A 25,314-nucleotide genomic window follows, 5' to 3' on the forward strand; every position below is an offset into this window, starting at 1 on the left:
GAGATAAGTCTTCAGCGGAGCCTGGCGCTGGCCGAGTATCCTATCAATTTCGAGTTTTATCAATGCAGACGGCAACTTCCCTCGACGGCGGCCAAGGTGTGCGCATCGTCGAAATCGGACCCGAAAGGGACGGTCAGCGCGTGGACAACGCTCTGATGACCCTCCTGAAGGGAGTGCCGCGCAGCCTGGTCTACCGCATCCTGAGAACCGGGCAGGTTCGCATCAATGGCAAACGGGCCAAGCCGGAAACGCGCCTCGCCGCCGGCGATATGCTGCGGATTCCACCGGTGCGCGTCGCGGAGCGCGATGAGACGGTGGCGCCCTCGGGCATGGTCCGTGCGGTGGCCGACTCGGTCATTTTCGAAGACAAACACTTCCTGGTGATCGACAAGCCCGTGGGCATCGCGGCGCATGGCGGCAGCGGTGTGAGCCACGGCGCCATCGAGCTGCTGCGCGCGGCCCGTCCGAACGAGCACCTCGAACTGGTCCACCGGCTGGATCGCGATACAAGCGGTGTCCTGGTCCTGGCTCGCTCGCGTCCGGGTCTGACCGGCCTGCAGGCCTTGATCCGCGACAACGAGGTGGTCAAGCAATACCTCTGCCTGATGACCGGTACGCCGCGTAAGGCGAAGTTCGACGTCAATCAGCCGCTGCTGAAGTCGGTGATGCACGGCGGCGAGCGGATGGTGCGGGTCGACGACGCAGGCAAGCCCTCGCTTACGTTCTTCCAGGAACTGGAGCAGTACCCGGCCTCCCGCCTGATGCAGGCGACACTGGGTACGGGTCGTACCCACCAGATCCGCGTTCACGCCCAGTATGTCGGCCATCCGCTCGCGGGCGACCCGAAATACGGCGATGAGGAGGCCAACAAGCGGTTCCGCGCGAAGGGCCTGAAGCGGATGTTCCTGCACGCGGCGCGCATGAGCTTCGATCTTGGCGGCAAGAACTACGACTTTTCGGCGCCGTTGCCCGACGATCTGAAGGCGTTCCTCGACAAACTGCGCGACTGATCAGGCGAGGAACCGCGCACTGACCTCGAGCGAGCGCAGCAGGCCGACCGCGACACAGGCCTGGAGGATCACGGCGCTTAGCGCATGTGCCACGGCGACGGGCAACAGGGCACGGTGGCGCAGGTACCACCAGGCCCAGCCCAGTTCGGCGACGAAGCAGAGCTGCATCAGCAGCCCATTGGGTGTGTGCAGCAGCGCGAAGGCGAGGGCGGCCAGCAGGATGGCGACCGCTCGGGGGACCGCCCGGTCGAGCAGGGCGGCCACGACGGCCAGAATCAGCCACTGCTGAAAAAGCGCCCACCCTATATAGAGGAGGGTGCGCCCGGCAGGAGGCCATGCGGGCGAATGCCCCGCCGTGAGGGCGATGCCGCCGGCGACCGCGACAGCCAGCAAGGGCCAGCCCGCCTGGCGCCACGCGCCTGCCCAGTGCCACGACGGCAACTGCCGCCGCGCGCCCAGCGCCACGGCATAGCCCACGCCGATAGCGAACGCCGCGATGCCAGGCGGCGCCGGCCGCAACGAGAGCCCCAGCCCCGCGATAAACCACAACGGGCCCGCCAGGACGAGCGCCACATCGAGCCCGGCGCCGGCCAGAGCTCGCCAGCCCGGGTGGGAGACGGCCCCGTCGTCGACAGGTCGACGTGCGCGATCGCCCTGGCGGCGCCACCCGACGGCCGACACCAGAGCCAGATAAATCCCGACCTCCACCCAGCCAGGCCAAGCCGGTGAAGGGTAAGACTCCGCCGACGTGGCACGCACCCGCTCCGGAGCCTCACCGAACGCCACCAGCGGATCCGCCGCACGCTCCCGGTCCCGGAATGCCAGCAAGCCCTCCGCCGACAGGCCATCGGGCAGTGTCACCGGAGGTGGCAAGAAGGCCCCCTCCGCCAAGGCCAGCCGCGCGCCGCGAAGGCTCAGCGTCGCGCCCACCGGCAACACAGCCCGAATGCGCAGCATGGCGGCCCGACGCGGTGGATCGACGGCGCGGCCCTGATCGTCAGTCCACGACAGCCTGTCGAGCCTCACGGGCCGGCCAAGCTCCGCGGGCGTCAGCGTACCGAGGTTGGCATGTCGTCCCGGACTCGTCAGCGTTTCCCTCACCGCAAGCGCGTAGCGTCCCGTCGCCGATGCCGTGGCGTCCAGGTAGAACGTGTCGAGGCGGACGAGGTCGGCATCACGCCGTAACACCAGGCCAATCTCGAAGCCACCCGCGTCTGTCGCCTGGACGCTCAGTCCAGGAGGTGACCTCGCGAGCCGGCCTCCGCCAAACGCACGACCGGCCACCACGTCCTCGACGCCGGAAAAACGCCACGACCACGGCGAGCGGCCTTCGGCGAACGCGACGCGGTCGTTTGCGCTTTCACGCTCGATCGCACCGCGTACCACCGTGGCGGCGTACCGGGGGAGGGCGAACAGCAAGGCGACCGCCGCGACGAGCGTCGCCGCGACCATCCAGCGGGAGGCGCGGGGTGACACGTCAGCGATCGAGCAGGGCCTCGACGCGTGCGGCGCAGATCACGTCGTTGAGTGAGAGGCCGCCGACGTCATGCGTGGACCAGAGCACCTGGCAATGGCCGTAGCCGGCTTCGAGATCCGGATGATGATCTTCCTGGTTAGCCATGAAGCCGACCGCATTGATGAAGCCCAGCGTGTGATGGAAGTCCCTGAAGGAAAAGTCCTTCACGATGGCCTTGCCGTCCGCGGTCACCGTCCAGCCCGGCAGACCGGCAAGGTGCTGGTCGAGCGTCGCCCGGTCGAGCGCATTCTCCGGGCCTTTGCGTGGCTGGCAATGCTGGGTCGCGAGCGGGGAGAGGGTCATGGCGGGCATCCGGCAGAGGAAAGCGCGAAGCGTCGACGCTTGCGCCTGAATTGTCAAAAGGCGGCATCCCGGAGGAAACAGTACTAGAATGGTGCTGTATTCCGGCGCTCCCCACGCCGGACCCGATACCGGAGCCCCCATGATCGACATCACGGAACGCGCGCAGGCGCATTTCCAGCGCCTGATCGCCCAGCAGGGTGATGATGGCCTCGGCGTTCGCTTGCGCGTCGTCGAGGCCGGGACGCCTGCCGCCCAGTGTGAACTCGAATTCTGCGAAGCCTCGGAGCTTACCGGGGACGAATGGACGATCGAGTGCACCGGCTTCAATCTCTATGTCGACGGCGAGAGCATGCGCTGGCTCGATCCAGCCAACATCGACTACGAGATGACGCCTACCGGCAGCCAGCTCAACATCCGTGCGCCGCGCATCAAGGGCGACGCCCCGGGTGAGGGTGCTGGCGTGGTCGAACGGGTCAAATACGTCCTCGAGTCCGAAGTCGCCCCGCAGATCGCCTCGCACGGCGGTCGCATCTCCCTCGTCGAGGTCACCGCCGACGGCATCGTCGTGCTGCGTTTCGGTGGCGGTTGCCACGGCTGCGGCATGGTCGACGTCACGCTGAAGAACGGCGTGGAGAAGACCCTGCGCGAGCGCGTGCCGGAGATTACGGAAGTGCGCGACGTCACCGATCACGAAACCGGCGACGCCCCCTATTTCGCGAAAGCAGCCGGCTAAATGTAGGAGCGCGCCTCGCGCGCGAATGACGCGCGAGAATGAAAAACATCGCGCGCAGGGCGCGCTCCTACAGGGCGGTCAGTCGCCCTGGATGTGGTGCTCAAGCCCCTGCAGTTTCGACGGCATCGTCGCGAAATACGCCGACACGTCGTCGATGTCCTGATCGGACAACGTGGCCGCGAAGCCCTTCATGATGGCGTTGCCGCGGCGTCCGTCCTTGTACTCGTGCAGGGCCTGCGCGAGGTAGTCGGCGTACTGGCCGGCAAGGCGGGGATACTGCGGGTCGACGGAATTGCCGTCCTGCCCATGGCAGGCGACGCAGGTGGCGATCTTGGTTTTGCCGCGCGCCGGGTCACCGGCGGCGAAGGTCTGGGTGGCGGTCAGCGCGAGCAGCGCGCTCATGGCAATCAGGGAGAAACCACGGATCATCATTCGTCCTCGGCGGCTTACTTGGCGATACTGGAGAGGTAGGCGGCGATGTCCTCGATTTCCTGATCGGACATGCTCTGCGCCTGGGCGCCCATCGTCGGGTGCGTGCGCTCGCCACTCTTGTACGCCTTCAGGGCGTTGACGATGTACTGCTCGTTCTGGCCGACGATGTGCGGCACATGGTATTCGGGGTAGGCGTTGGCATAGCCGGGCACGCCGTGGCAGCCATTGCAGGTGTAGACGAGCGTCCGTCCCCGGGCCTTATCCCCTTCGGCATGCGCCGCGGATGCGGCACACAGAGCTACAGCGATCAGACCAACCAGATGCAGACGCTTCATTAAGAGTTCCCTGGGTGCCGGGCGGGGCCGGGGTTGAACAGCCGTCGAAGTATAGAGGGCTGTCGCAACGGGGAACAACTCAGGCGTAAGTCCGCGTCAGAGAAGACTTTTGATGATGTGGAAGCCCGCGATGTACTCGCCGGCGATGGTGCCGACGCAGACCAGGAAGAAGTTGAGCAGGGTGCGGGCCACCCGATTCTTCCACCAGCCGGTCCAGTGCGTGATGTCGTCGCGCAGGTGTTCGAAGTCGAGCACGCGCGGCTTGCGGACCCACGCCTCGGCCATGGCGCTGAAGGCGCCGGACGGGATGCCGGGCCGGAAAGGCTTCAGCGGACCGGCGATGAACGCGGCGATGATCGACAGCGGATGACCGCCCGCGATCAGGGCGCCGAGCGCGGAAAGGCCGCCCGTCAGCAGAATCCAGCTCTTCACGGCGTCGGCGCCCAGGCTCGGGCTGCGGTAGAAGGCGAAGCCGATGGCGGCGAAGATCGCGAGCACCACGCCTACGGCGACGATCTTCGGCCAGTGCGAGGCGGGTGGCGTGACAGCGAGGTCATCCGCCGTCGAACGGGCATCTCCCTGCTGATCGGCGAGCTGCCTGCTCATGCCCTTCAGGTGGCCGGCACCGATGACGACGAGCACCTTGCGCGATGGCGCGGCAGCATCCATCCGCTGGCCGTTTTCGCGCAGGCGCGCGGCCATGTATTCGTCGCGCTCCGCGATCAGTGCGCGATAAAGCGGTGCCGAGCCCTGGGCGAAATCGCTGAAGGCGCTTTCGAGCAGATCCGCCTGCTTCAGTTTCTCGATGTCTTCCTCGGGGATCTCCTCACGCTCGAACACGCTGCCGAGCATGCCGGCCATGAGGCCGAAGCGCTGGAAGAAACCGACGCTGCGCCAGGCGCGCTTGAGCGTGGTGCCGACTTCGCGATCCACCAGCCACACCGGAAGGTTGCGCGCTTCGGCGCCGTCCATCGCGGCCTTCATCTCCGCGCCCGGCTCGATGCCGTATTGCGCGGCGAGACGTTTCTGGAAGCCGCCGAGCACGAGGCTCGCGGCGACCATGCCGGCCTTGCCCTGACGGATGACCTGGAACAGATCCATCTGCTTGAACGCTTCCGGATCGCGGATGCCATGCGCACGACTGGCGCACAGTTCCACCGCCACCGCGTCGAAGTGCTCCGTTTCCAGCAGCGCATCCACCGCCTGCACGCTGGCGCGTGAGACGTGCGCGGTGCCGAGAATGACGTAGTCGACGCCGTCGCGCGTCATGCGCTCGATGGGTTGGCCTTCCAGGGCGGCGGGCAGGGTGACGTCGTTCTCGGCAGGAATCATGCGCTCGGGTGTCCGTTGGATGTCTTAATCGCGAAAGCGCTTGGTGAGATCGGCATAGGCGTCGATACGACGGTCGCGCAGGAACGGCCAGATGCGGCGCACGTGCTCGCTGCGTTCCATGTCGACATCGACGATCAGCAGTTCACGACCGTCCGTACCGGCCTGGGCGAGGAACTCACCCTGCGGACCGGCGACGAAGCTGGAGCCCCAGAACTGGATGCCGTTGCCGACGCTGGTCGGGTCCGCCTCGTAGCCCGTGCGGTTGCACGAGAGCAGGGGCAGGCCGTTGGCGACGGCATGGCCGCGCTGCACGGTGATCCATGCCTCGCGCTGACGCGCTTTTTCTTCGTCGGAGTCCTTCGGATCCCAGCCGATCGCGGTCGGGTAGAACAGGATATCGGCGCCGGCCAGCGCCATCAGGCGCGCGGCTTCCGGATACCACTGGTCCCAGCAGACGAGCACGCCGAGCTTGCCGACCGACGTCTGGATCGGATCGAAACCCAGGTCGCCCGGCGTGAAGTAGAACTTCTCGTAGAACGCCGGGTCGTCGGGGATGTGCATCTTGCGGTACTTGCCAGCGATGGCGGCCGAGCGATCGAAGACCACCGCGGTGTTGTGATACAGGCCGGTGGCGCGCTTCTCGAAGATCGAGGCGACGACGACGAGCCTGAGCTCTTCGGCAAGCTTGCCCAGGCGCTCGGTGCTTGGGCCGGGAATGGTCTCGGCGAGGTCGAACAGGTCGACGCTTTCGTGCTGGCAGAAGTACGGGCCGTTGTGCAGTTCCTGAAGCAGCACCAGCTCGACGCCGGCTCCGGCCGCATCGCGCAGGGCCTGCTCGATCGCGTCGAGGTTGGCGTCGCGGCTGCCGCGGTCGGTTTCCTGGAGGAGGGCGACCTTGAGAGTCTTGCGGGACATGACTTCTTCCTTACTTGGCGATGGCGGCGGGCAGCTGCATGGTGATGCAATGCAGGCTGCCGTTCTGCCAGATCAACGGACGGCAAGGTACCTGGACGATCTCGCGGCCCGGATGGGCGAGGCCGATGATCCGCGCCGCTTCCGCGTCCGCCGGATCGCCATACGCCGGCACGAGCACCGCGCCGTTGACGATCAGGTAGTTCGCATAGGACGCGGCCAGTCGACGACCGTCGTCGAGGATCGGCTGCGCCCAGGGCAGCGGGTGCAACGGGTACGGGTTGCCATCCGGGGTGCGCAGTTCGGCGAGTTCCGAGGCCATCTGGCCCAGTTCCTCGAAGTGCGGATCGCTGGCGTCGTCGCACGCCTGATACACGATGCCGCCGTCTTCGGAGAAGCGGGCCAGCGTGTCGATATGGGCGTCGGTGTCGTCGCCTTCAAGGTAACCGTGGTCCAGCCAGAGCACGCGGTTGGCGTGCAGCGTGGTGGACAGCGTTTCGGTCATGGTTTCGCGCGACAGGTCCGGGTGACGCTGGTTGAGGCACTTCCACGTGGTGAGGATGGTGCCGCGACCGTCGCTCTCGATGCCGCCGCCTTCCAGCGCCCAGTCGATCCGTTTGTGCGGCAGACCGGACAGCACGCCACGCTCGAGCAGGCCGGAGATCAGCGCGTCGTCCTGCTCGGCGCCGAACTTGCCGCCCCAGCCGGTGAAACGGTAATCGTTGAGCAGCACACCGTCGGGGCCGGTCAGCGTGATCGGGCCGGAGTCGCGCAGCCAGGTATCGTCGTAGGGCAGTTCGATGAAGTGCAGGCGCGACATGTCGGCGCCGGCCTGCCCGGTGAGCAGCCGTGCGCGTTCACGCAACTCGCCATCGGCGACGATGACGTGCAGCGGTTCGAAGCGGGTCACGGAGGCGGCCAGCGCCACATAGGTGCTCTCGACCTCGGCCAGACGGTCGGCCCAGTCGGTATCCGCGTGCGGCCAGGCGATCAGGACGCCGGCCTGCGGCTCCCATTCGGCGGGCAGGCGATACGAAGTGCGGTCGGTCATGGCGGGCAACGGGGCAGCAAAGGAAGCCGGCTATTGTAGGGCTTCCTCGTTACCGCTGCTGTAATCCGCCGATTACCTGGCGGCTTGCGGATTCAGGTTGTTGCCGGCCGGCGTATTCAGCACCGTGTGGACCACGTGGCTGCGCTCGAAATAGACGATGTAGTCCGGGTACATCCAGCGGTTGATGACCGGCTGCTTCGCACTGCCGCCGCCGCGCGAGTCGAGTCTGGACGTCGGCGCGCCGAACTGGCGTTCCACCTGGGCCATGCTCATGCCCTTCCTGGGCAGGTTCATGGCCTGCTCCTGCTGGACGCGGTTGACCAGCAGGCTGTCGCCCGCGTGAGCGGCCGGGACCATGGCGGCGGACACGAGCGCCAGGGCGATCGCGGTGAAAACAGGCTTGAAGGTGTTCATGATGGCTCCGTCGCGCTCCCCATGCGGCGCAGGACGTCGTTTTAACAGATCGCCTTCACCCACGCCATGGGGCGCGCCGCGTCGCCTTCACGGCTGTGTGCTGCGTCGCGTTTCCGGACGCGGGCAGGGCGGGGCAGTTATCATGGACGGTCGCTAGCCGCCAGTCTCCCCAATCCATGATCTCGTTTCGCAATCTTGCCCTTCGCCGGGGCAGCCGCACCCTGCTGTCGCAGATGGACCTCACCATCCAGAGTGGATGGAGCCTGGGTGTCATCGGCCGTAACGGCTGTGGCAAATCCACCCTGTTCGCCGCGCTCAAGGGCGAGCTCGAGCCGGAGGTGGGCGAGCTGGACATGCCTTCCAGGGTCCGGCTGGCGTCCGTCTCGCAGGAGACTCCGTCGCTGCCCGATCCCGCCATCGACTACGTGCTGGGTGGCGACGTCGAGGTCGCCGCGGCGCTCAAGGCCGAAGCCGAGGCCTATGACCGCGAAGACTACGAGGCCGCCGCCGTGGCCAACCACCGCATCGAGGAACTCAACGGCTACGACGCACGTGCCCGCGCCGGTCGCCTGATGCATGGCCTGGGTTTCAGTCCGGAAACCCACGAGCGCGCCGTGTCCTCCTTCTCCGGTGGCTGGCGCGTGCGTCTCAACCTGGCCCGCGCGCTGATGGCGCCGTCCGATCTGCTGCTGCTCGATGAGCCGACCAACCATCTGGATCTGGACGCGGTGCTGTGGCTGGAAGAATGGCTGCGCCGCTACCCGGGCACGCTGTTGATCATCTCGCACGATCGCGAATTCCTCGACGGCGTGATCTCGCACACCATGCATCTGCATGACGGCACGGCCAAGCTGTACACCGGCAACTACACCGCGTTCGAACGCCAGCGTGCCGAGCATCTGCGTCAGCAGCAGATCGCACATGTGCGCGAACAGGCCGAGCGCGCTCACCTGCAATCCTTCATCGACCGCTTCAAGGCGAAGGCCAGCAAGGCCAAGCAGGCGCAGTCGCGCATGAAGCGCCTTGAAAAGCTGGCCGGTACCGAAGCGGTGCGCGCCGAGCGCAGCTTCAGCTTCTCATTCCCCGCGCCGGATCGTCTGCCCACGTCGATGCTTCAGCTCGATCACATCGACGCGGGCTACGGCGATCACGTGGTGTTGCGCGACGTCGCCTTCGGTCTCGAGTCGGGCGACCGCATCGGCCTGCTCGGTCCGAACGGCGCCGGTAAATCCACGATGGTGAAGTCGCTGGTCGGCGAACTGGAACCGTTGAAGGGCGAGCGGTCCTTCCACAAGGACATGAAGATCGGCTACTTCGCCCAGCACACGGTCGAAAGCCTGCACGAAGGCTGGAGCGCGTTCGATCACCTGCAGGAAAAGGCGCCCACCGCCGGTCAGCAGGCATTGCGCGATTACCTGGGTACGTGGAACTTCCCCGCCGACCGCGTCTTCGAGCCGGTGGATGCGTTCTCCGGTGGCGAGCGCGCGCGTCTCGCGCTTGCGCTGATCGCGTGGGACAAGCCGAACCTGCTGCTGCTCGACGAACCGACCAACCATCTCGACCTCGACATGCGCGAAGCGCTGGCCGATGCGCTGTCCGGCTTCGACGGTGCGCTGGTGCTGGTGTCCCATGACCGCCATCTGCTCGGCATGGTCTGCGACGAGTTCTGGCGCGTGGCCGACGGCGATGTCGAAGCCTTCGATGGCGATCTCGACGATTACGCCAAATGGCTGCGCACGCGCGCCACCACGCGCAAGACCGCCGCCGTCGCCTCGGCCGCACCGGAAGCGCCGATCCAGGCCTCGGCCAAGGAAAAGCGCAAGCTCAGCGCCGAAGAGCGCGAGAAGGAAAAGCCGCTGCGCGCCCGGGTGAAGAAGATCGAGACCCTCATCGCCACGATGGACAAGGAGCTCACCGCGATCGAAAGCCAGCTCGCCGACCCCAGGGTCTACGACGGCCCGACCGCGGAGATGATGAAGCTCAGCCAGCGGCAGTCCGCCTTGCGCGGCGAAAAGGAAACCCTCGAGCTCGAATGGCTCGGCATCCTGGAACAGATCGAGGAGTAAGCATGGCCGCCGTCCTCAACGTCCTGTTGCCGGGACGCGACAAACTCGCCCACATCGCGCCGTTCGCCGCCTGGCTGGCGCGCGGCACGACGTTGCCGGCGGCGTTGCCCGGTTACATGGTCGCGATGGCCGAGCACTTCCGCTGGCCCGGCGGCGCACTTCCGGCTGCGGCGGTCATCCGTCAGTCGGTCGCGGGCGACGCGGGCGACGCGCTGTGGTTGTCCGCCGATCCCGCCTGGGTGCAGCCCGAACTGAGCGGGGCGCGGCTGCTCGCCTGCGGCAACCTCGGCCTCACGGTGGAGGAGTCCGCGAGCCTCGTCGCCGCGCTGGCCGAGACCTTCGAAGCGGAAGGCATGAGCCTGCACGTCGGTGACGCACAGCACTGGCAGCTGCGTCTGCCCAGCTATATCGACGTACCCGCCTTCCCTGAGCCGGAAGAAGCCCTCGGCGCCGACCTGTTCGAGCAACTGCCTAAAGGCGAAGCCGGCCGTCGCTGGCGTGCCCTGATCAACGAGGCGCAGGTCGTCCTGCACAACCACCCGGTCAACCGCTCGCGTGCTTCCCGCCACCTGCCACCCGTCAACAGCGTCTGGCTGTGGGGCGCCGGCGTCCTCCCCGACTGGGTCGAATGCGGCCTCAGCCGCATCTACAGCGACGACCTCCTCCCCTGGGCCCTCGGCCACAAAGCCAACGTAGACGTCCAGGCCCGCAGTGCCTTCCCCACAGGAGCCAAGCCGGCTCCTGTAGGAGCCAGCCTGCTGGCGAAGGGTGCTGGCGACAGCAAAACCCACGCAGCACTCCCCCCCTACACCCTGCTGGACCTCCAGGACACCCAGCCCCACGACTTCGACCAGACCTGGTGGCCCGCCCTGGAAACCCAGCTGACCGAAGGCACCGAACTCCGCCTCGCCTTCGCCGACGGCCTCCGCATGGTCCTGAAGAAGAACCACCGCCTGCGCTTCTGGCGCAAGGCATGATCACCCGCGTCTGGCGACAACGCATCGCCACCGCCGCACCCAGCGGCTGGCCCGCGCACATCCATCCCGTGATCCAGCGTATCTACGCCGCACGCGGCGTAAGCACCCCGGACGGCGCCGAGCATCGCCTCGCACGGCTCCTGTCGCCCAGCCTGCTCGGTGGCATGGATCGCGCCGTCGCCGTACTGATGGACGCCATCGCCAGCGACAAGCGCATCGTCGTCGCCGGCGATTACGACTGCGATGGCGCGACGGGCACGGCGGTCGCCGTGCGCGGCCTCCACCTGCTCGGTGCGAAACACGTCGCCCATGTCGTACCCAATCGCTTCGTCCACGGTTATGGCCTCAGCGAAGCGCTGGTCGAATCGTTGCAACCGTCACCGGACCTGATCGTTACCGTCGATAACGGCGTGGCCAGTGTCGCCGGTGTCGCGGCCGCGCGAGCGCGTGGCATCGGCGTGCTGATCACCGACCATCACCTGCCGGGCGACACGCTTCCCGATGCCGACGCGATGGTGAATCCCAACCTCGATGGCGACGGCTTTCCGAGCAAGGCCCTGGCAGGCGTCGGCGTCATGTTCTACCTGCTGCTGGCGCTACGCGCATCGATGCGCGACGCCGGGCGGTTTCCGAACGGCGAACCCGACCTGAGCGCGCTGCTCGATCTTGTCGCGCTCGGCACGGTGGCCGATCTGGTGCCGCTGGATTTCAATAACCGCGTACTGGTCGAAGCCGGCCTGAAGCGCATGCGCGCGGGCAAGGCATGCGCGGGGGTCACGGCGCTGATCGAAGCCAGTGGCCGATCGCTGTCGACCATCGCCGCAACCGATCTCGCATTCGCCATCGGCCCGCGCCTCAACGCCGCCGGTCGACTGGAAGACATGTCGCTCGGTGTCGCCTGTCTGCTCACCGACGACGTCGGCATCGCGCGTCGTTACGCGGAACAGCTTTCGGCCATCAATCAGGAACGCCGCGAGATGCAGGCGGGCATGGTCGACGAAGCCGAGCGGATGGTCTCGCTGGCGAAACATGTCGATGCGGTGGGCGTGGCGTTGTTCGACGAAGGCTGGCATCCCGGCATCGTCGGTCTCGTCGCCTCGAAGTTGAAAGAGAAGCTGCATCGCCCCGTGCTGGCGTTCGCGCCGGCCGGCGACGACACGGATGAGCTGCGGGGGTCGGCACGATCGATTCCCGGGTTCCACATCCGCGATGCGCTGGCCGAGATCGACGCGAAGCATCCGGGTCTGATCCTGCGCTTCGGCGGCCATGCGATGGCGGCAGGCCTGAGCATGCAGGCGCGCGACTTCGAGCGCTTCGCCGCCGCGTTCGACGCGATCGCACGCAAGCATCTCGACGACGATCATCTGCAGGCACTCGTGCATACCGATGGTGAACTCGACTACCGTGACCACACCCTCGATCTGGCGAAGCAGCTTCGGCACGCCGGGCCGTGGGGGCAGGCGTTTCCGCCGCCGGTGTTCGAGGCGCGCTTCGAGTGCGCGTCATGGAAGCCGATGGGCAGCCGGCATCTGCGTTTGCAGCTGCGCCACACGCAGGGCGGTGCACCGCTGGATGCGGTGATGTTCAACTGCTACGACGGTACGCCGCCACCCGCGCGGATGCGTGTCGCCTATGAACTGTCCGTCAACGACTGGCAGGGCAGGGAGAGCGTTCGGTTGCTGGTGACGCATCTCGAGGCGATTTGACGGCAACGTCGCGACCATGTGCCTGCCTTTGGCTGCGTCGACCGGAAGAGCACGTCGCCATGTTCCGGCAGACCGACCCGGGACCTCGCGCACTCAACGACTTGCCCGAACAACCTCAGGCAAACCTGCCGTCCCGTCCACATATCTGAGACTACCCCCACTTAATCTCGGCCCCATGGCCAAGGTGAACTGGGTACAGATGGGCGAACGGCAGTACGCGATCCTGGAAGGGACCTCGCGGGCCTTCGCACGGGTCAGCCCGAAGGATGGCCGCTGGGTGGTCCGCTGGCGCTACGGGCCTCGCGGCGGGCAGGGCGCGACGCTACGGGGCGTCTCCCTCATGCAGCGCATGGTGATGCGCTGGGCCGAACATAACGAGGCCCGGCTGCGGAAACTGATCCCGCCGCCGGTCCGGGCCTACGGGCCACCCAGCGAGGCGGAACGGTATTTCTACGACGCCATCTGGCCCGGCTATGTGCCGGCTTCACGCCGGCCGAGGCGGGAGGGGCGGGAGCACTATTGAGCCAGGGCCCCGTCCCCCACACATAGGGTGCATCCCCAACCCGTCTTTCGAGCAGGTGGCACCCATGTCCCCCGAGCGTTTCGTTCTCGCTCTCCAGAACACCGTGGTCCGCGACAACCTCGCGGTCTACTCCGAGCTGTTCCGCAGCACCCCCGTGGAGATGGCGGTGGACCCGCACTGGGTGCGCGCGCTCGAACTGTTCAACGGGCTGGACGAGGACAACAAGGAGGTCTTCCTCCAGGTGATCTGCCATACGATGATCGATACGACGGCTAACCTGCTGGGTATCGTCGACGGGTGCTGCCCGGTTTCCGGGATCGAGGGGGACGTGACGCTTTGCGTGGACGGGAAGCCGATCGGCGGGGAGTTGCAGGAGTTGTTTCTGGAGCTTAACGAAGCGGGCTGACGCGCCTTTCCATCACTGGCACACTCGGACCTCGTTCGAATCAAGGTCCACCATGCGTTCCCGTGCACTCCAGGCCGTCGCGATCGCGCTGCTTTCCGCGCTGTTCTTCACGCTGACCTATGTCCTCAACCGCGCCGTCGTCAGTGGGGGTGGGCACTGGCAATGGGCGGTGATTCTTCGCTACCTGATCACGTTGCCCCTGCTCGCCGTGGTTCTCCCGTTCCAAGGCGGGCTGGGCTCGCTTCCTCGCGAACTTCGCTCGCATACGCGCACGTGGCTCATGTGGAGCAGCATCGGCTTCGTGCTGTTCGGCCTGCCGCTCACCTGGGCGGCCAGCAGCGGTCCGTCCTGGCTGGTGGCGGGAAGTTTCCAGACAACCGTCCTCGCCGGCCCCTTGCTTGCCCCCTTCATCTATCGCGATGAGCGTGCCCGCTGGCACGTTGGCGCCTTGTCGATCGGCGCCCTGATCGTCATCGGCGTGATGTTGCTGCAGTTCGGCAATGCCCGCGGATCGCTCGACGCGTCGGCGTGGCTGGCCGTCGGCGCGGTCGTCCTGGCTGCCTTCGCCTATCCGCTGGGCAACCGGAAAATCCTGTTGCATCTCGAACGCACCGGCACACGCCTCGGTGCCGTGCAACGGGTGTTCGGGATGACGCTGGCGAGCTGGCCGCTCTGGATTCTTCTTGCCGTGGCTACGTGGTTCAGCATCGGGCCGCCGTCCTGGCGGGAGATCTGGCTGGCCGGTGGCGTGGCGTTGTCGTCGGGTGTCATTGCGACGGTGCTGTTTTTCCACGCGACCGAGATGGTCGGCCGCCAGCCGACCGCGCTGGCCGGTGTGGAAGCCATGCAGGCCGCCGAGCTGCTGTTCGCGACGGTCATCGGCGTGATCTTCCTGCACGAAGCCGTGCCGGGCCCGATGGCCGCCATCGGCGCGGTCGCCATCATCGTGGGCATCGCCTTGTTTGCCTGGGTCAGCGGCAGGGACGGGCACGTCGCCCCGGACGACGTCGCCGCCGACCGGGGCGCTTGACGCCATCGCGACACGGGAAGCGTACGCTGCTCCCATCGTCCGGAGGTATGCCATGAAACCTGTCGCTATCGCTTTCCTGCTGCTCGGTTTCAGCGTCGCCGCGTCCGCCGCCCAGACGCCTCCCGGTACCCACGGCGAGCGCGCGCCGGCAGCTGAGCCTATGAAGCGTTTTGCCTGGCGTGACGAGGCGGCCGGTTACACCTTTGTCGCACCGCCGCGCTGGACGGGGAAGGTGACCGCGGTGCCGCTGGACTCCGCCGCACTCGCCAAATCAGGCGCGACTAGCGGCGTGCGTTTCGTCGCGGGTTCGAAGACCTTGCTGGTGCTGCTGTCGTCCGATGACGAGCGGGCGCATGCGATGGCGACGTCCGGGGCACGCGAGTTGTCGCGTAACGACGGGCACGTGCTCTCGGTCAAAACCGAGGCCGAATCCGGCTCTCTGGCGCTGACCGACCAGGAGCTCGCGGATGCGGTGCAGTGGGACGGTGCCGCTTCGGGCACCGCAGTGCGCTAGCGCCTGCGCGCTGGCGCGTCGCCGGATACGCGGTCGCCGTACTGCCCCTCCCGTATTGATACGCAGGACATATCGAAGCGGACGCGTTCCGGTATCGATTCGACTCAATTCAGGGTCTAGCCTTAACACCATGGCTCATTCCCTGGAGGTCCCCGTGGACGGCTCGTCCCCCGCCGCGTCGGCTGTCATCGTCGATCGACGCATTCGTCATGGTACGCCGGCATTCCGGCGCACCAATCTGGCCTTGTTCTCATCGGGTTTCGCCACCTTCGGCCTGCTCTACTGCGTCCAGCCGCTCATGCCCGCGTTCTCTCACGGGTTCGGGGTGGACGCGGCGAGCAGCAGTCTGTCGTTGTCGCTGACGACCGGCGTACTGGCGGTGGCCATGTTGTTCGCGGGGGCGATCTCGGATGCGTTCGGTCGCAAGCCGATCATGCTGGCGTCGTTGCTGGGTTCGTCGATTCTCGTGTTGCTTTCCGCCATGGCGCCGACCTGGGGCTCGTTCCTGGTAATCCGAGCGTTGCTCGGCATCACGCTGGCAGGGCTACCCGCGGTCGCCATGACGTATGTGAGTGAGGAGATTCACGGCGATTCGCTGGGCTTCGCGATGGGTCTCTACATCGGCGGTAACGCCATTGGCGGCATGGGTGGGCGACTGATCTCCGGTTTCGCCGCGGATCATTCGTCGTGGCGTGTCGCCGTGGCGGTGATCGGCGTGCTTGGTCTCCTTGCGTCGTATCTCGTATTCCGCGGGCTGCCCGCCTCCGTGCATTTCGAGAAGCGTCGCGCCCATCCGCGTGCGTTGCTCGCGTCGTTCGGTTCGCTGTGGCGCGACAAGGGTCTGCCGTGGCTGTTCGCTGAGGGCTTCCTGCTGATGGGCGCCTTCGTCACGATCTACAACTACGTGTCGTATCGCCTGCTTGCGCCGCCGTTCTCACTGTCGCAGTCGCACGTGGGTGCGATCTTCATGGTGTACCTGATCGGCGTAGGCAGCTCGGCGTGGATGGGCTCACTGGCTGGCAAGCTGGGACGTCGCCATGTGCTCTGGACGACCTTCGTGATCATGCTGGCAGGCGTGGCGTTGACCGCGAGCTCATCGCTGTGGGCCATCGTCGCCGGTATCGCGATGCTGACCTTCGGTTTCTTCGGTGGGCACTCGATCGCCAGCAGCTGGGTAGGCAGGCGCGCGGTGTATGCCAAGGCGCACGCCTCGTCCTTTTATCTGTTTTCGTACTACATGGGTTCGAGCATCGCCGGATCGCTCGGCGGTCTTGCCTGGACGCATGGCGGCTGGAACGGTGTGGCGGCTTACGCGGCTTTGCTCGTGCTCGGTGGCCTCGCCATCGCCTTGAAGCTGCGCACGCTCACGCCTTCAGCATCAGCTTCGTAAAGGCTCTGACCAGCGGCGAGGTGTCGTCGCGGCGATGCGTGACGTGGATCGCGCTCGCCGCGTCAGGCGAATCGATGGCGACATAGGCGACGCCGTCGACGCGGACGTGGCGCAGGGAGTCAGGCAACACGGCGACGCCCATGCCCGCGGCGACGAGGCCGATCATGGTCGATGATTCACCGGCTTCCTGTGCGATGCGCGGCGCGAAGCCCGCGTTGCGACACATCGTCAGCAACTGATCGTGTACGCCGGTACCGGCGGCACGGCTGAACACCACGAACCGTTCGTCGGCGAGTTCTTCCATGCGCAGCTTGCGACGTTCGCGCTTCGCCAGGGGATGGTCCGCACGAAGCACGGCTACCAGCGGGTCGTCGACGAGTTTGTGCGAAACCAGCGGGGCGGGCAGCTTGCCGCCGCGAAGCAAACCGATCTGCTGGCGATCGTCGAGCAGGCATTCGACCTGCTGCAGCGTGTTCCGCTCGACGAGCACCAGCCGCACGGCGGGATACGCATCGCGAAACGCGCGGATGGCCTGAGGAAATTTCTCGATGAGCGGCGTGGAACGGGTGAAGGCGACATGCAGTTCGCCGATCTCGCCGCGCTCGGCACGACGCGCCATGTCGGCGGCGTCGTCGACGCGCGTGACGATGTCGCGGGCGGCATCCAGGTAAACCCGGCCTGCGTCGGTCAGCTCGACGCGGCGGTTGGTACGGCGCAGCAGTCGCAGGCCCAGCATGGTCTCCAGATCGCGGATCTGCTGACTGAGCGGCGGCTGGGACATGCCCAGCCGCTCGGCGGCGCGGCTGAAATGGAGCTCGTCGGCGACGGCGATGAAGTAGCGCAGATGCCGCAGCTCGATGCTCATGGGGTCAGTCCGGACGGACGCGGATCAGGCCTTCCTGCGCGGTGGAAGCCACGAGCACGCCGTCGCGTGTGTAGATCATGCCGCGTGCCAGGCCGCGTGCTCCCTGCGACGTCGGGCTGTCGAAGGAGTAGAGCAGCCAGTCGTCGATGCGGAACGGGCGATGGAACCACAGCGCGTGATCCAGGCTCGCCATCTGCATGTTGCGCGTCAGGTAAGAGATCCCGTGGGGCAGGGTGGCGGTGCCGATCAGATGGAAGTCCGAGGCATAGGCGAGCAAGGCCTGGTGCAGGCCGAGCGCGTCCCCGATCGGCGCGGTCAGGCGAAACCAGATGTGCTGATAAGGCGGGCGCTTGGCCGGACGCAGTTCGTCGCGCGGCCAGACGTGGCGGAACTCGAAAGGCCCGTCGATGCCGAGCCAGCGCTGGGTTTTCTCCGGCAGACGGCTGAGCTGTTCGGCGGTCATCGCCGGCATGGGCTCGACGTCTTCCGGCGCGGGAACCTCGGGCATCGACATCTGGTGTTCGTAGCCGGTCTCCGGCACCTGAAACGAGATGGAGCCGTTGAGGATGGGCTGGCCGTGCTGGATGGCGACGACGCGGCGGGCCGAGAACGAACCACCGTCGCGTGTGCGCTCGACGCTGTAGACGATCGGAGCGTTGATGTCGCCGGCACGCAGGAAGTAGGCGTGCAGCGAGTGGGCCTCCCGGCTCGGGTCCACGGTGCGCTGAGCGGCGGACAGCGCCTGGCCCAGCACCTGGCCGCCGAAGACGAATTTGGTGCCGATGTCCCGGCTCTGGCCGCGGAAGAGGTTGTCTTCGAGACGTTCGAGCTCGAGCAGCTCGACGAGTTCGCCGACGTGGTTGTCCGTCATGGGGTTACCTGGTGTGCGGGGTGGCGACATGGTCGGAAAGTATAACGGGCCTCAGCCTTCGAGCCGTCCCAGACGGCCGGCGTCGTACGCGCGCGACCACGGGAATTGCGGGCCCGGATCGCGCTTGCGGGACACGCTGTTTTCCTCATCGTCGCTGGCCGGCACCAGCGCGGTATCGAGGTCTTCGTGGCCAGCGATGTGGCGCAGCGACGGGAAACGGACGACCAGTTCGTCTAGCAGGTCGCGCAGGGCGGCGATCTGCTCGGGCGGGTAGGGCTCGGTCATTTCCTGCTTCGCCGAGTGGAACCAGTCCGGGTACCGGCCGAGGTTGACCAGTTCGATACCGATCGATCGCGGGTTGTAGCCGCGGGTGTGATTGGCGACGCGGTTCGGGTCGACGTAGCAGAGGATCGAGCCGTCGCGATCGATGTAGTAGTGCCCGCTGGCGCCGGTGCCGCGATCTTCGTACAGCACGCGCTCGCCGTATTCCCGGGCCATGGCCAGGTCGGGCAGCTCGGTGCAGTGGATGACCACCAGGTCGACGGTGTCGGGCGCCCGCTCGGGGAGCAGACGTTCATAGGGCAGGGGGGCGTAAAGTATGTCGATCATGGCGCTTTGATAACATAGGCGGTCATTCCGCGTACGGAGTCCGCCATGCGCGGCAACATCATTCTTTCCCACGGGTCCGATTCCGGTCCCGACGCCACCAAGGTCAGCGCGCTTGCCGCCGTGGCCGAATCGCTCGGCTGGACCACGGTCCGCCCCGATTACCGCGACGACGACGCCCTCGGCCATGCCGGATGCGTCGATCCGCGTCTGGCACGCCTGGCCGAGGCGGTCGCCGCGTCCCCCGCGCCGCCGGTCCTCGTCGGGTCCAGCATGGGCGCCTTCGTCTCCGGCCTGGCCTCGCTGGACGCCCCGGTCGCCGGGCTGTTCCTGCTGGCCCTGCCGGCACGCATCCCCGGTTACGCCCGTCCGTTCGCTGCCGCCACCGGCGTGCCGTCGTTCCTGGTTCACGGTTACGCGGACGACGTCTGCCCGGTCGATGAGGCCATCGGCTACGCCCGTGCTCACGCGGCGCCGCTGTTGCTGGTGCAGGACGACCATCGCCTGAGCGATTCGCTGCCCGATATCGAGGCCGAGTTCCGCCGTTTCCTCGGAGGTCTGGCATGAGCCACTTCTTCGCAACCTGCCCCAAGGGCCTGGAATACCTGCTCAAGGACGAACTCATCGCTCTCGGCGCCGGTGACGTGCGCGAGGCGCTGGCGGGCGTGTCGTTCACCGGCAGCATCGAGACCGCCTACCGGGCCTGCCTGTGGTCGCGTATGGCCAGCCGGGTGCTGCTGCCGCTGGCCGAGTTCGACGCCGCCGATCAGGACGCCCTGTACGCGGGTGTGCAGGATATCGACTGGTCCGAACATCTGGCGCCGCACGGCACCATGGCCGTGGACGCCAACACGGCGCAGAGCAAGCTCAACCACAGCCAGTTCATCGCGTTGAAGACCAAAGACGCCATCGTCGACCAGTTCCGCGCCGCCAGCGGTGCGCGCCCCGATGTGGACCCGGAAGAACCCGATCTGCGCGTCAACGTGCGCCTGCGCCGCGACCGCGCCACCCTGTCCATCGACCTTTCCGGTCTGCCGCTGCATCGCCGTAACTGGCGCGAGCAGCAGGGCGAGGCTCCGCTGAAGGAGAATCTCGCCGCCGCCATGCTCGTCCGTGCCCAGTGGCCGCGGATCTACGCCGAAGGCGGTGCGCTGGTCGACCCGATGTGCGGCTCGGGCACCCTCCTGATCGAAGGTGCCTTGATGGCCGCCAACGTGGCGCCGGGCCTGCGTCGCGACTACTTCGGTTTCCTGGGCTGGGCAAAGCACGACTATTCGCTGTGGCGCACGATTTACGACGAGGCCAGGGCTCGCGCCGAGGAAGGCCTGCGCGCCCTGCGTCCGGTGTTCTTCGGCAGCGATTCGGATGCGCACATGGTCCAGACCGCGAAGCGCAATGCGCAGAGCGCGGGCGTCGCCGGTTTCGTTCATTTGGACAAGCGCGACGCCGTGCATGTCGCGCCGCCGCCGGAGACCCCGCTGGGTCTGGTCATCACCAACCCGCCTTACGGCGAGCGTCTGGGCGACCGCGCCGAGTTGCCGGTGCTCTACCGCGACCTCGGTCAGGCGCTGAAGGACCGTTTCCAGGGCTGGCGTGCCGCCATTCTTGCCGGTGACGAGGAGCTGGGCCGCGCCCTCCGCCTCAGCCCGGACAAGCGCTACGTGCTGTTCAACGGCGCGCTCGAGACGCCGCTGTTGACCTTCGCGCTGCGTCCGCGCGATGCGGCGCCCCGCGAGGCCAGGCCGCTGTCGCCTGGCGCGGAGATGCTGAAGAACCGTCTCGAGAAGAATGTCCGCCATTTGCGCAAGCGGCTGACCCGCGAGGGCATCACCTGCTGGCGCGCGTACGACCAGGACCTGCCGGAATACGCGGCGGCGATCGACGTCTACGAGGACTGGCTGCACATCCAGGAGTACAAGGCGCCGCAGGACGTGCCGGTCGATGTCGCACGCATCCGCATGCGCGAGATCGGTCGCGTGGCCAGCGAAGTCTTCGGGATTCCCCGCGAGCGGATCGCCGTCAAGACGCGCGAGCGCGGCAAGGGCGGCTCCAAATACGGTCAGTTCGACCAGAAGGGTGAATTTGTCGAGGTGGGTGAGGGCGGCCTGCGCTTCCTGATCAACCCGACCGATTACCTCGACACGGGCCTGTTCCTCGATCACCGCCTGGTCCGGGCCAAGATCCGTGAGCTTGCCCCCGGTAAGCATTTTCTCAACCTGTTTGCGTATACGGGTACGGCCAGCGTCTACGCGGCGGCCGGCGACGCGCGCGACACGACGACGGTCGACCTGTCGGGCACCTACCTCGACTGGGCATCGCGTAATCTCGCGCTGAACGGCTTTGAGGGCGCACGTCACCGGCTGGTGCAGGAAGATTCCCTCACCTTCCTCGAGAAGCGCTCGATGCAGTACGGGCTGATCTACGTCGACCCGCCGACGTTCTCCAATTCCAAGCGGGCCGACGACTTCGACGTCCAGCGTGATCACGTCAAGCTGCTGATGCTCTGCCTGGACCGCCTGTTGCCGGACGGGGTCATTGTTTTTTCGAACAATTTCCGCCGGTTCCAGCTTGACAAAGCCGCCCTCGAACCCCATTTCTCCATTGAAGACTGGAGTGCTCCCAGCATCCCGTTCGACTTCGCCCGCCGCCACAACATCCATGGCTGCTGGCTGCTTCGGAAGCCGTACGTGAATCCGTGGAAAACGTGAATTGAGAGTGTAGAAAACTTCAGATTGGATTCAGTGGCAGAGCGCGAATCTGCGCTCAACACCCGGAGGTAACTGTCATGAAAGGTAAGTTCGTAAAGTCCGCCCTCGTCCTCGCCGCTGCGGGTCTGATGGCGTTCGCTCCCGGCGCGTTCGCGCGTGGTGGGTATTACGGCGGCTACCATGGTGGCGGTTACGGCTACCACGGCGGTGGTTACTATGGCGGTCGTGGCGGTTATTACGGTCGCGGTCACTACGACCACGCCGGCCGCTGGATCGCTGGCGCGATCGTCGCCGGTGCGGTGGTGGGTCTGGTCGCGAACGCGACGGCACCGCGCACCGTCGTGTACGACAACGGCCCGACGTATTACGCGCCGCGCCGCACGGTGGTTTACGAGGACGCGCCGCCGGTGGTGACCCGCCGCGTGACGACCACGACCACCTATGTGGACGATGGTTACGGTGGCACGCGCTACATCCGCGACGACGGGTATTGATCGTCGGCAGTCGCTGAATCAGCAGTCGCTGAAACGTTAAGAGAGAGGCCCGGCATTGCCGGGCCTCTTCTTTTGGTCCGCTCTGGAAGACGGTCGCGCTGGAGACAGCTGAGGGCCAGTGAGCGGACCGGGTCACGTCAGCGCACGGCCCCATTCGGCTCCGCGCCCGACCCACGCCGCTTCGCCTTCTTCCTCAGTGTCTCGAACTGCGCCTTGTCGATGGTCTCCACCGACTGGATCTGGCACGGCGGATCGTCTCGTCGCACGATCTTCTCGTCGATCCCGCCGCAGATGCGCATCTCGCCCATGGCCTTGTCGCTGTTGGACGATTTGAAGTGGATGCCTCCCCCAAGATCCATGCGCGGGCAGTCCGTGCTGGTCTTGACGAGGAAGTGATTGGGCCCATTGCGCACGGCCACCGTACGGGCGTCGGCGACGGCCCATTCGTTGATACGGTCGGTACGCATGCAGTCGTTGAATGGAAGCTCGTTGCGCGGAACTGGGGGGGCGTTCTGGGCATGCGCGGACGAGGCACAGGCAAGCAGCACGGAAGCGGCGATCAGGGTGCGGACATTCACGGCGTGGTCCTCCGGGGGAATGTCTCACGTTAAGCCCGAAACGGCCTGGAAGCGAGAGGGGACAGGGCCGGGTGCACCTTTCGTTAAGGTCGTGAAGGGGTGTGCTCACATTCGTTGAACGTTTGCTCGGCCATCCTTTCCGTCATGACTGACGCTCTTTCGGCCGCACAGGAGGCCAGCGCATGATGGTCCGCCCGCTTGGCCTCGAAACCCCCTCATCGGCCCCCGCGGATCTCGCACAGCGCTACCTTGGCGTCCGCCATCGCACTGCGGCACTCGCGGCTCATCTGCGACCCGAAGACACCGTGATCCAGTCCATGCCGGATGCGAGTCCCACGAAGTGGCATCTCGCCCATACGACCTGGTTCTTCGAGCAGTTCATCCTGGCTCGTGACCCGTCGTATGTCTCGCCCCATCCGGAATGGCACTACCTGTTCAATTCGTACTACCAGTCGGTCGGTCCGATGCACGCGCGTACGCGCCGAGGCATGATCACCCGGCCGGCTCTCGACGAAGTGCTGGATTATCGATCCCGCGTGGACGAGGCCATTGCCGGACGCATTCAGCGCGGTGACGACGAGGCCTTGTCGATGCTGGTGGAGCTCGGTTGCCAGCACGAGCAGCAGCACCAGGAACTGCTGCTCACCGATATCAAACATGCGTTCTCGCAGAACCCCCTGGAGCCCGCTTTCGCTCCGGATGCGCCGCGCGCGCTGTCCATTGCGGCTCCCGCCCTGCGCTACATCCCCTTCGACGAAGGGGTCGTCAAGATCGGCTACGAGGGCGCGGGCTTCCATTTCGACAATGAGGGCCCGCGTCACCGCGCATACCGGCAGGCCGGGTCGCTGGCGAATCGTCCTGTCACCAATGCCGAGTACCTCGCTTTTATTCAGGACGGCGGTTATCGCGACGCCATGCTGTGGCTGTCCGATGGGTGGGCGACCGTCAATGCGGAAGGCTGGCAGCGTCCGTTGTACTGGGACGAGGCCTGCGAGACCGAATTCACCCTGCAGGGCCGACGCGCGATCGACCCGCACGCGCCCGTGTGCCACATCAGCTATTTCGAGGCCGATGCCTTCGCACGCTGGGCCAGCGCTCGCCTGCCGACGGAAGTCGAGTGGGAGACGATGGCTGCCGACGTACCCGTACGCGGAAACCTTCAGGACAGCGGGGTGTTCCACCCACGTGCCTCATCGTTCGAGACCGATCTCGGACAGATGTACGGCGACGTTTGGGAATGGACCATGAGCCCCTATGTCAGCTACCCGGGCTTCCGTCCGCTGGACGGAGCGCTGGGCGAATACAACGGAAAGTTCATGAACGGGCAGTGGATCCTTCGCGGGGGCTCCTGTGCTACGCCCGCCGATCATGTTCGCGCCTCTTACCGCAACTTTTTTCCTCCCCATGCCCGCTGGCAGTTCACGGGGATACGACTGGGAAACGATCGATGAGCGCTCAACCGAAAGACATCCGTGTCGACGACCGCCACCCGGATGTCGAGGACACCCTCGAGACCGTACGCCGCGGCCTCGGGGCGAAGATCAAGAAGCTGCCTTCGCGACTCTTTTATGACGAACGTGGTTCGGCTCTGTTCGAGGCGATCTGCGAACAGCCCGAGTACTACCTCACCCGCACGGAGATCGCGATCATGCGCGATCATGCGGGCGATATCGCCGATGTCATCGGGCCGGACGTGCGTCTGGTCGAATACGGCAGCGGCAGCGGCATCAAGACGCGCATGCTGCTCGAACACCTCGAGACGCCGGTGGCTTACGTCCCGGTGGAGATCTCTCGCACCGCGCTGATGGAAAGCGTCGCCGAACTTGCGACCCGCTTCCCGAACGTGCCGATGCAGCCGGTGTGTGCCGACTTTACGCAGCCGCTTCGCCTGCCGGTCGCTTCGCGCTCGCCACGTCGCACCGTGATCTATTTTCCGGGTTCGACCATCGGCAATTTCGAGGCGAAGGACGCGGTGAAGATTCTTCGCCAGATGCGTGCCGAGATGAGCGACGGCGGCGGCGTGCTGATCGGTGTCGACCTGAAGAAGGACGTCGCGGAGATCGAAGCGGCGTACAACGACGAGGCAGGCATCACGCGCGACTTTACCCTCAACATGCTGGTTCGTCTCAACCGGGAAATCGGGACCGACTTCGATGTCGACGCTTTCCGTCACCGCGCGCGTTACAACGTGCTGGCAGGTCGGATCGAGACGTCGCTGGTGAGCACGAAGCAGCAAGTGGTGCACGTGCGCGACGAGGCCTTCAGCTTCCGCGCGGACGAAGCGATGCATGTGGAATACAGCTGCAAGTATTCGCTGGACGATTTCGCGCAGATGGCGAACAAAGCCGGGCTGTCCGTGGCGCAGGTCTGGATGGACGAGGACCGCCGTTTCAGTGTGCAGTATCTGGTCCGGTCGACACCGGTGGTGGCCTGAAGCCAGCCGTAGCTTTGTAGGAGCGCGCCCCGCGCGCGAAAACGGTCTGCGTCGCCGTGTGATGGTGCCGCATGCCGGATGTCGCGCGCGAGGCGCGCTCCTACAAGG

27 protein-coding genes are annotated in these 25,314 nt (G+C 66.2%); 15 read left to right on the plus strand and 12 right to left on the minus strand.

Features of this window, described 5'->3' with window-relative positions:
- Positions 1-62 precede the first annotated feature (62 nt).
- Positions 63-1,010 (plus strand): RluA family pseudouridine synthase, encoded by a 948-nt coding sequence (locus BLT40_RS17775; RefSeq protein WP_079522942.1) that lies wholly within the window; start codon positions 63-65, stop codon positions 1,008-1,010.
- On the opposite strand, the gene BLT40_RS17780 is transcribed toward BLT40_RS17775, so the two are convergent.
- Both BLT40_RS17780 and BLT40_RS17785 read right to left on the minus strand, forming a co-directional pair.
- On the minus strand, positions 1,011-2,486 hold the full coding sequence (locus tag BLT40_RS17780) for a CPBP family glutamic-type intramembrane protease (RefSeq protein ID WP_143025911.1): 1,476 nt from the start codon (positions 2,484-2,486) through the stop codon (positions 1,011-1,013).
- 1 nt (position 2,487) lies between these two features.
- Positions 2,488-2,829, minus strand: a complete 342-nt coding sequence (locus BLT40_RS17785) for a 4a-hydroxytetrahydrobiopterin dehydratase (RefSeq protein ID WP_036114410.1) — start codon at positions 2,827-2,829, stop codon at positions 2,488-2,490.
- 139 nt (positions 2,830-2,968) lie between these two features.
- Between BLT40_RS17785 and BLT40_RS17790 the strand changes: the two genes are divergently transcribed.
- Positions 2,969-3,562 carry an NfuA family Fe-S biogenesis protein gene (locus BLT40_RS17790; RefSeq protein WP_036114409.1) on the plus strand — a complete coding sequence of 198 codons (594 nt, stop codon included), beginning with the start codon at positions 2,969-2,971 and terminating at the stop codon, positions 3,560-3,562.
- Between the two features lie 78 nt (positions 3,563-3,640).
- Here the strand turns inward: BLT40_RS17790 and BLT40_RS17795 are convergent, their stop codons facing one another.
- The 6 genes from BLT40_RS17795 to BLT40_RS17820 form a co-directional block, all read right to left on the minus strand.
- Positions 3,641-3,991, minus strand: a complete 351-nt coding sequence (locus BLT40_RS17795) for a c-type cytochrome (protein WP_090355373.1) — start codon at positions 3,989-3,991, stop codon at positions 3,641-3,643.
- 17 nt (positions 3,992-4,008) lie between these two features.
- Positions 4,009-4,329 (minus strand): c-type cytochrome, encoded by a 321-nt coding sequence (locus tag BLT40_RS17800; RefSeq protein WP_036114406.1) that lies wholly within the window; start codon positions 4,327-4,329, stop codon positions 4,009-4,011.
- Between the two features lie 96 nt (positions 4,330-4,425).
- A complete protein-coding gene (locus BLT40_RS17805) occupies positions 4,426-5,661 on the minus strand; it encodes a TraB/GumN family protein (RefSeq protein ID WP_090355376.1) in 1,236 nt (411 codons plus the stop codon).
- Positions 5,662-5,685: 24 nt separating this feature from the next.
- On the minus strand, positions 5,686-6,576 hold the full coding sequence (locus BLT40_RS17810; protein WP_036114401.1) for a carbon-nitrogen hydrolase: 891 nt from the start codon (positions 6,574-6,576) through the stop codon (positions 5,686-5,688).
- Positions 6,577-6,586: 10 nt separating this feature from the next.
- On the minus strand, positions 6,587-7,624 hold the full coding sequence (locus BLT40_RS17815) for an agmatine deiminase family protein (RefSeq protein ID WP_090355754.1): 1,038 nt from the start codon (positions 7,622-7,624) through the stop codon (positions 6,587-6,589).
- Between the two features lie 72 nt (positions 7,625-7,696).
- Positions 7,697-7,981, minus strand: a complete 285-nt coding sequence (locus BLT40_RS17820; RefSeq protein WP_255364065.1) for a hypothetical protein — start codon at positions 7,979-7,981, stop codon at positions 7,697-7,699.
- Positions 7,982-8,214: 233 nt separating this feature from the next.
- Here BLT40_RS17820 and BLT40_RS17825 point away from each other — a divergent pair, with 233 nt between their 5' ends.
- From BLT40_RS17825 to BLT40_RS17860, 8 genes are all read left to right on the plus strand, one after another.
- The gene (locus tag BLT40_RS17825) at positions 8,215-10,104 is read left to right on the plus strand and encodes an ABC-F family ATP-binding cassette domain-containing protein (protein WP_036114395.1); all 1,890 of its coding nucleotides are present in this window, start codon (positions 8,215-8,217) and stop codon (positions 10,102-10,104) included.
- A 2-nt stretch (positions 10,105-10,106) separates the two neighbouring features.
- Positions 10,107-11,081 carry a hypothetical protein gene (locus BLT40_RS17830; protein ID WP_090355383.1) on the plus strand — a complete coding sequence of 325 codons (975 nt, stop codon included), beginning with the start codon at positions 10,107-10,109 and terminating at the stop codon, positions 11,079-11,081.
- Complete coding sequence (recJ, locus tag BLT40_RS17835; protein ID WP_090355386.1) at positions 11,078-12,787, plus strand: single-stranded-DNA-specific exonuclease RecJ; 1,710 nt, start codon at positions 11,078-11,080, stop codon at positions 12,785-12,787. Before BLT40_RS17830 ends, recJ begins: the two co-directional genes overlap by 4 nt.
- A gap of 175 nt (positions 12,788-12,962) precedes the next feature.
- Positions 12,963-13,310 carry a hypothetical protein gene (locus BLT40_RS17840; protein ID WP_043693146.1) on the plus strand — a complete coding sequence of 116 codons (348 nt, stop codon included), beginning with the start codon at positions 12,963-12,965 and terminating at the stop codon, positions 13,308-13,310.
- A 64-nt stretch (positions 13,311-13,374) separates the two neighbouring features.
- The gene (locus BLT40_RS17845; RefSeq protein ID WP_051943766.1) at positions 13,375-13,716 is read left to right on the plus strand and encodes a hypothetical protein; all 342 of its coding nucleotides are present in this window, start codon (positions 13,375-13,377) and stop codon (positions 13,714-13,716) included.
- 52 nt (positions 13,717-13,768) lie between these two features.
- Positions 13,769-14,746, plus strand: coding sequence for a multidrug resistance efflux transporter family protein (locus BLT40_RS17850; protein WP_090355390.1), 978 nt, complete (start codon positions 13,769-13,771; stop codon positions 14,744-14,746).
- Between the two features lie 52 nt (positions 14,747-14,798).
- Positions 14,799-15,260: a hypothetical protein gene (locus BLT40_RS17855; protein ID WP_090355393.1), complete on the plus strand. Its 462-nt coding sequence runs from the start codon at positions 14,799-14,801 to the stop codon at positions 15,258-15,260.
- Between the two features lie 154 nt (positions 15,261-15,414).
- A complete protein-coding gene (locus BLT40_RS17860; RefSeq protein ID WP_255364060.1) occupies positions 15,415-16,650 on the plus strand; it encodes an MFS transporter in 1,236 nt (411 codons plus the stop codon).
- On the opposite strand, the gene BLT40_RS17865 is transcribed toward BLT40_RS17860, so the two are convergent.
- Genes BLT40_RS17865 through BLT40_RS17875 form a run of 3 tightly spaced genes read right to left on the minus strand, consistent with a single transcriptional unit; the run spans position 16,625 to position 18,995 of the window.
- Positions 16,625-17,515 carry a LysR family transcriptional regulator gene (locus BLT40_RS17865; RefSeq protein WP_090355396.1) on the minus strand — a complete coding sequence of 297 codons (891 nt, stop codon included), beginning with the start codon at positions 17,513-17,515 and terminating at the stop codon, positions 16,625-16,627. The genes BLT40_RS17860 and BLT40_RS17865 overlap by 26 nt on opposite strands.
- 4 nt (positions 17,516-17,519) lie before the next feature.
- The gene (locus BLT40_RS17870; RefSeq protein ID WP_036114381.1) at positions 17,520-18,386 is read right to left on the minus strand and encodes an acyl-CoA thioesterase; all 867 of its coding nucleotides are present in this window, start codon (positions 18,384-18,386) and stop codon (positions 17,520-17,522) included.
- Between the two features lie 51 nt (positions 18,387-18,437).
- A complete protein-coding gene (locus BLT40_RS17875; RefSeq protein WP_090355399.1) occupies positions 18,438-18,995 on the minus strand; it encodes an N-acetylmuramoyl-L-alanine amidase in 558 nt (185 codons plus the stop codon).
- Between the two features lie 45 nt (positions 18,996-19,040).
- Between BLT40_RS17875 and BLT40_RS17880 the strand changes: the two genes are divergently transcribed.
- The 3 genes from BLT40_RS17880 to BLT40_RS17890 all read left to right on the plus strand — a co-directional run bounded on the left by BLT40_RS17880 (position 19,041) and on the right by BLT40_RS17890 (position 22,194).
- Positions 19,041-19,559 carry an alpha/beta hydrolase gene (locus BLT40_RS17880; RefSeq protein ID WP_090355402.1) on the plus strand — a complete coding sequence of 173 codons (519 nt, stop codon included), beginning with the start codon at positions 19,041-19,043 and terminating at the stop codon, positions 19,557-19,559.
- On the plus strand, positions 19,556-21,700 hold the full coding sequence (gene rlmKL / locus BLT40_RS17885) for a bifunctional 23S rRNA (guanine(2069)-N(7))-methyltransferase RlmK/23S rRNA (guanine(2445)-N(2))-methyltransferase RlmL (protein ID WP_090355405.1): 2,145 nt from the start codon (positions 19,556-19,558) through the stop codon (positions 21,698-21,700). The genes BLT40_RS17880 and rlmKL overlap by 4 nt, the downstream gene beginning before the upstream one ends.
- 77 nt (positions 21,701-21,777) lie before the next feature.
- Positions 21,778-22,194 (plus strand): hypothetical protein, encoded by a 417-nt coding sequence (locus BLT40_RS17890; protein WP_036114369.1) that lies wholly within the window; start codon positions 21,778-21,780, stop codon positions 22,192-22,194.
- 137 nt (positions 22,195-22,331) lie between these two features.
- Here the strand turns inward: BLT40_RS17890 and BLT40_RS17895 are convergent, their stop codons facing one another.
- A complete protein-coding gene (locus BLT40_RS17895) occupies positions 22,332-22,772 on the minus strand; it encodes a DUF6491 family protein (RefSeq protein WP_090355408.1) in 441 nt (146 codons plus the stop codon).
- Between the two features lie 182 nt (positions 22,773-22,954).
- Between BLT40_RS17895 and egtB the strand changes: the two genes are divergently transcribed.
- Both egtB and egtD read left to right on the plus strand, forming a co-directional pair.
- Complete coding sequence (gene egtB / locus BLT40_RS17900; protein ID WP_255364061.1) at positions 22,955-24,223, plus strand: ergothioneine biosynthesis protein EgtB; 1,269 nt, start codon at positions 22,955-22,957, stop codon at positions 24,221-24,223.
- Positions 24,220-25,206, plus strand: a complete 987-nt coding sequence (gene egtD / locus BLT40_RS17905) for an L-histidine N(alpha)-methyltransferase (protein ID WP_090355411.1) — start codon at positions 24,220-24,222, stop codon at positions 25,204-25,206. The genes egtB and egtD overlap by 4 nt, the downstream gene beginning before the upstream one ends.
- Positions 25,207-25,314: the final 108 nt, after the last annotated feature.

The sequence above is a fragment of the Dyella sp. 333MFSha genome, from assembly GCF_900102405.1.
In the GTDB taxonomy this organism is placed as follows: domain Bacteria; phylum Pseudomonadota; class Gammaproteobacteria; order Xanthomonadales; family Rhodanobacteraceae; genus Luteibacter; species Luteibacter mycovicinus.

What these genes read in the sequence shown, in the direction of transcription:
- BLT40_RS17775 (WP_079522942.1), top strand. Translation starts at nt 63, where the DNA reads ATGCAGACGGCAACTTCCCTCGACGGCGGCCAAGGTGTGCGCATCGTC.
- BLT40_RS17825 (WP_036114395.1), top strand. Translation starts at nt 8,215, where the DNA reads ATGATCTCGTTTCGCAATCTTGCCCTTCGCCGGGGCAGCCGCACCCTG.
- BLT40_RS17830 (WP_090355383.1), top strand. Translation starts at nt 10,107, where the DNA reads ATGGCCGCCGTCCTCAACGTCCTGTTGCCGGGACGCGACAAACTCGCC.
- BLT40_RS17810 (WP_036114401.1), bottom strand. Translation starts at nt 6,576, where the DNA reads ATGTCCCGCAAGACTCTCAAGGTCGCCCTCCTCCAGGAAACCGACCGC.
- BLT40_RS17795 (WP_090355373.1), bottom strand. Translation starts at nt 3,991, where the DNA reads ATGATCCGTGGTTTCTCCCTGATTGCCATGAGCGCGCTGCTCGCGCTG.
- BLT40_RS17815 (WP_090355754.1), bottom strand. Translation starts at nt 7,624, where the DNA reads ATGACCGACCGCACTTCGTATCGCCTGCCCGCCGAATGGGAGCCGCAG.
- egtB (WP_255364061.1), top strand. Translation starts at nt 22,955, where the DNA reads ATGATGGTCCGCCCGCTTGGCCTCGAAACCCCCTCATCGGCCCCCGCG.
- egtD (WP_090355411.1), top strand. Translation starts at nt 24,220, where the DNA reads ATGAGCGCTCAACCGAAAGACATCCGTGTCGACGACCGCCACCCGGAT.
- BLT40_RS17840 (WP_043693146.1), top strand. Translation starts at nt 12,963, where the DNA reads ATGGCCAAGGTGAACTGGGTACAGATGGGCGAACGGCAGTACGCGATC.
- rlmKL (WP_090355405.1), top strand. Translation starts at nt 19,556, where the DNA reads ATGAGCCACTTCTTCGCAACCTGCCCCAAGGGCCTGGAATACCTGCTC.
- BLT40_RS17855 (WP_090355393.1), top strand. Translation starts at nt 14,799, where the DNA reads ATGAAACCTGTCGCTATCGCTTTCCTGCTGCTCGGTTTCAGCGTCGCC.
- BLT40_RS17845 (WP_051943766.1), top strand. Translation starts at nt 13,375, where the DNA reads ATGTCCCCCGAGCGTTTCGTTCTCGCTCTCCAGAACACCGTGGTCCGC.
- BLT40_RS17880 (WP_090355402.1), top strand. Translation starts at nt 19,041, where the DNA reads ATGCGCGGCAACATCATTCTTTCCCACGGGTCCGATTCCGGTCCCGAC.
- BLT40_RS17865 (WP_090355396.1), bottom strand. Translation starts at nt 17,515, where the DNA reads ATGAGCATCGAGCTGCGGCATCTGCGCTACTTCATCGCCGTCGCCGAC.
- BLT40_RS17790 (WP_036114409.1), top strand. Translation starts at nt 2,969, where the DNA reads ATGATCGACATCACGGAACGCGCGCAGGCGCATTTCCAGCGCCTGATC.
- BLT40_RS17850 (WP_090355390.1), top strand. Translation starts at nt 13,769, where the DNA reads ATGCGTTCCCGTGCACTCCAGGCCGTCGCGATCGCGCTGCTTTCCGCG.
- BLT40_RS17890 (WP_036114369.1), top strand. Translation starts at nt 21,778, where the DNA reads ATGAAAGGTAAGTTCGTAAAGTCCGCCCTCGTCCTCGCCGCTGCGGGT.
- BLT40_RS17800 (WP_036114406.1), bottom strand. Translation starts at nt 4,329, where the DNA reads ATGAAGCGTCTGCATCTGGTTGGTCTGATCGCTGTAGCTCTGTGTGCC.
- BLT40_RS17785 (WP_036114410.1), bottom strand. Translation starts at nt 2,829, where the DNA reads ATGACCCTCTCCCCGCTCGCGACCCAGCATTGCCAGCCACGCAAAGGC.
- BLT40_RS17820 (WP_255364065.1), bottom strand. Translation starts at nt 7,981, where the DNA reads ATGGTCCCGGCCGCTCACGCGGGCGACAGCCTGCTGGTCAACCGCGTC.
- BLT40_RS17875 (WP_090355399.1), bottom strand. Translation starts at nt 18,995, where the DNA reads ATGATCGACATACTTTACGCCCCCCTGCCCTATGAACGTCTGCTCCCC.
- BLT40_RS17870 (WP_036114381.1), bottom strand. Translation starts at nt 18,386, where the DNA reads ATGACGGACAACCACGTCGGCGAACTCGTCGAGCTGCTCGAGCTCGAA.
- recJ (WP_090355386.1), top strand. Translation starts at nt 11,078, where the DNA reads ATGATCACCCGCGTCTGGCGACAACGCATCGCCACCGCCGCACCCAGC.
- BLT40_RS17805 (WP_090355376.1), bottom strand. Translation starts at nt 5,661, where the DNA reads ATGATTCCTGCCGAGAACGACGTCACCCTGCCCGCCGCCCTGGAAGGC.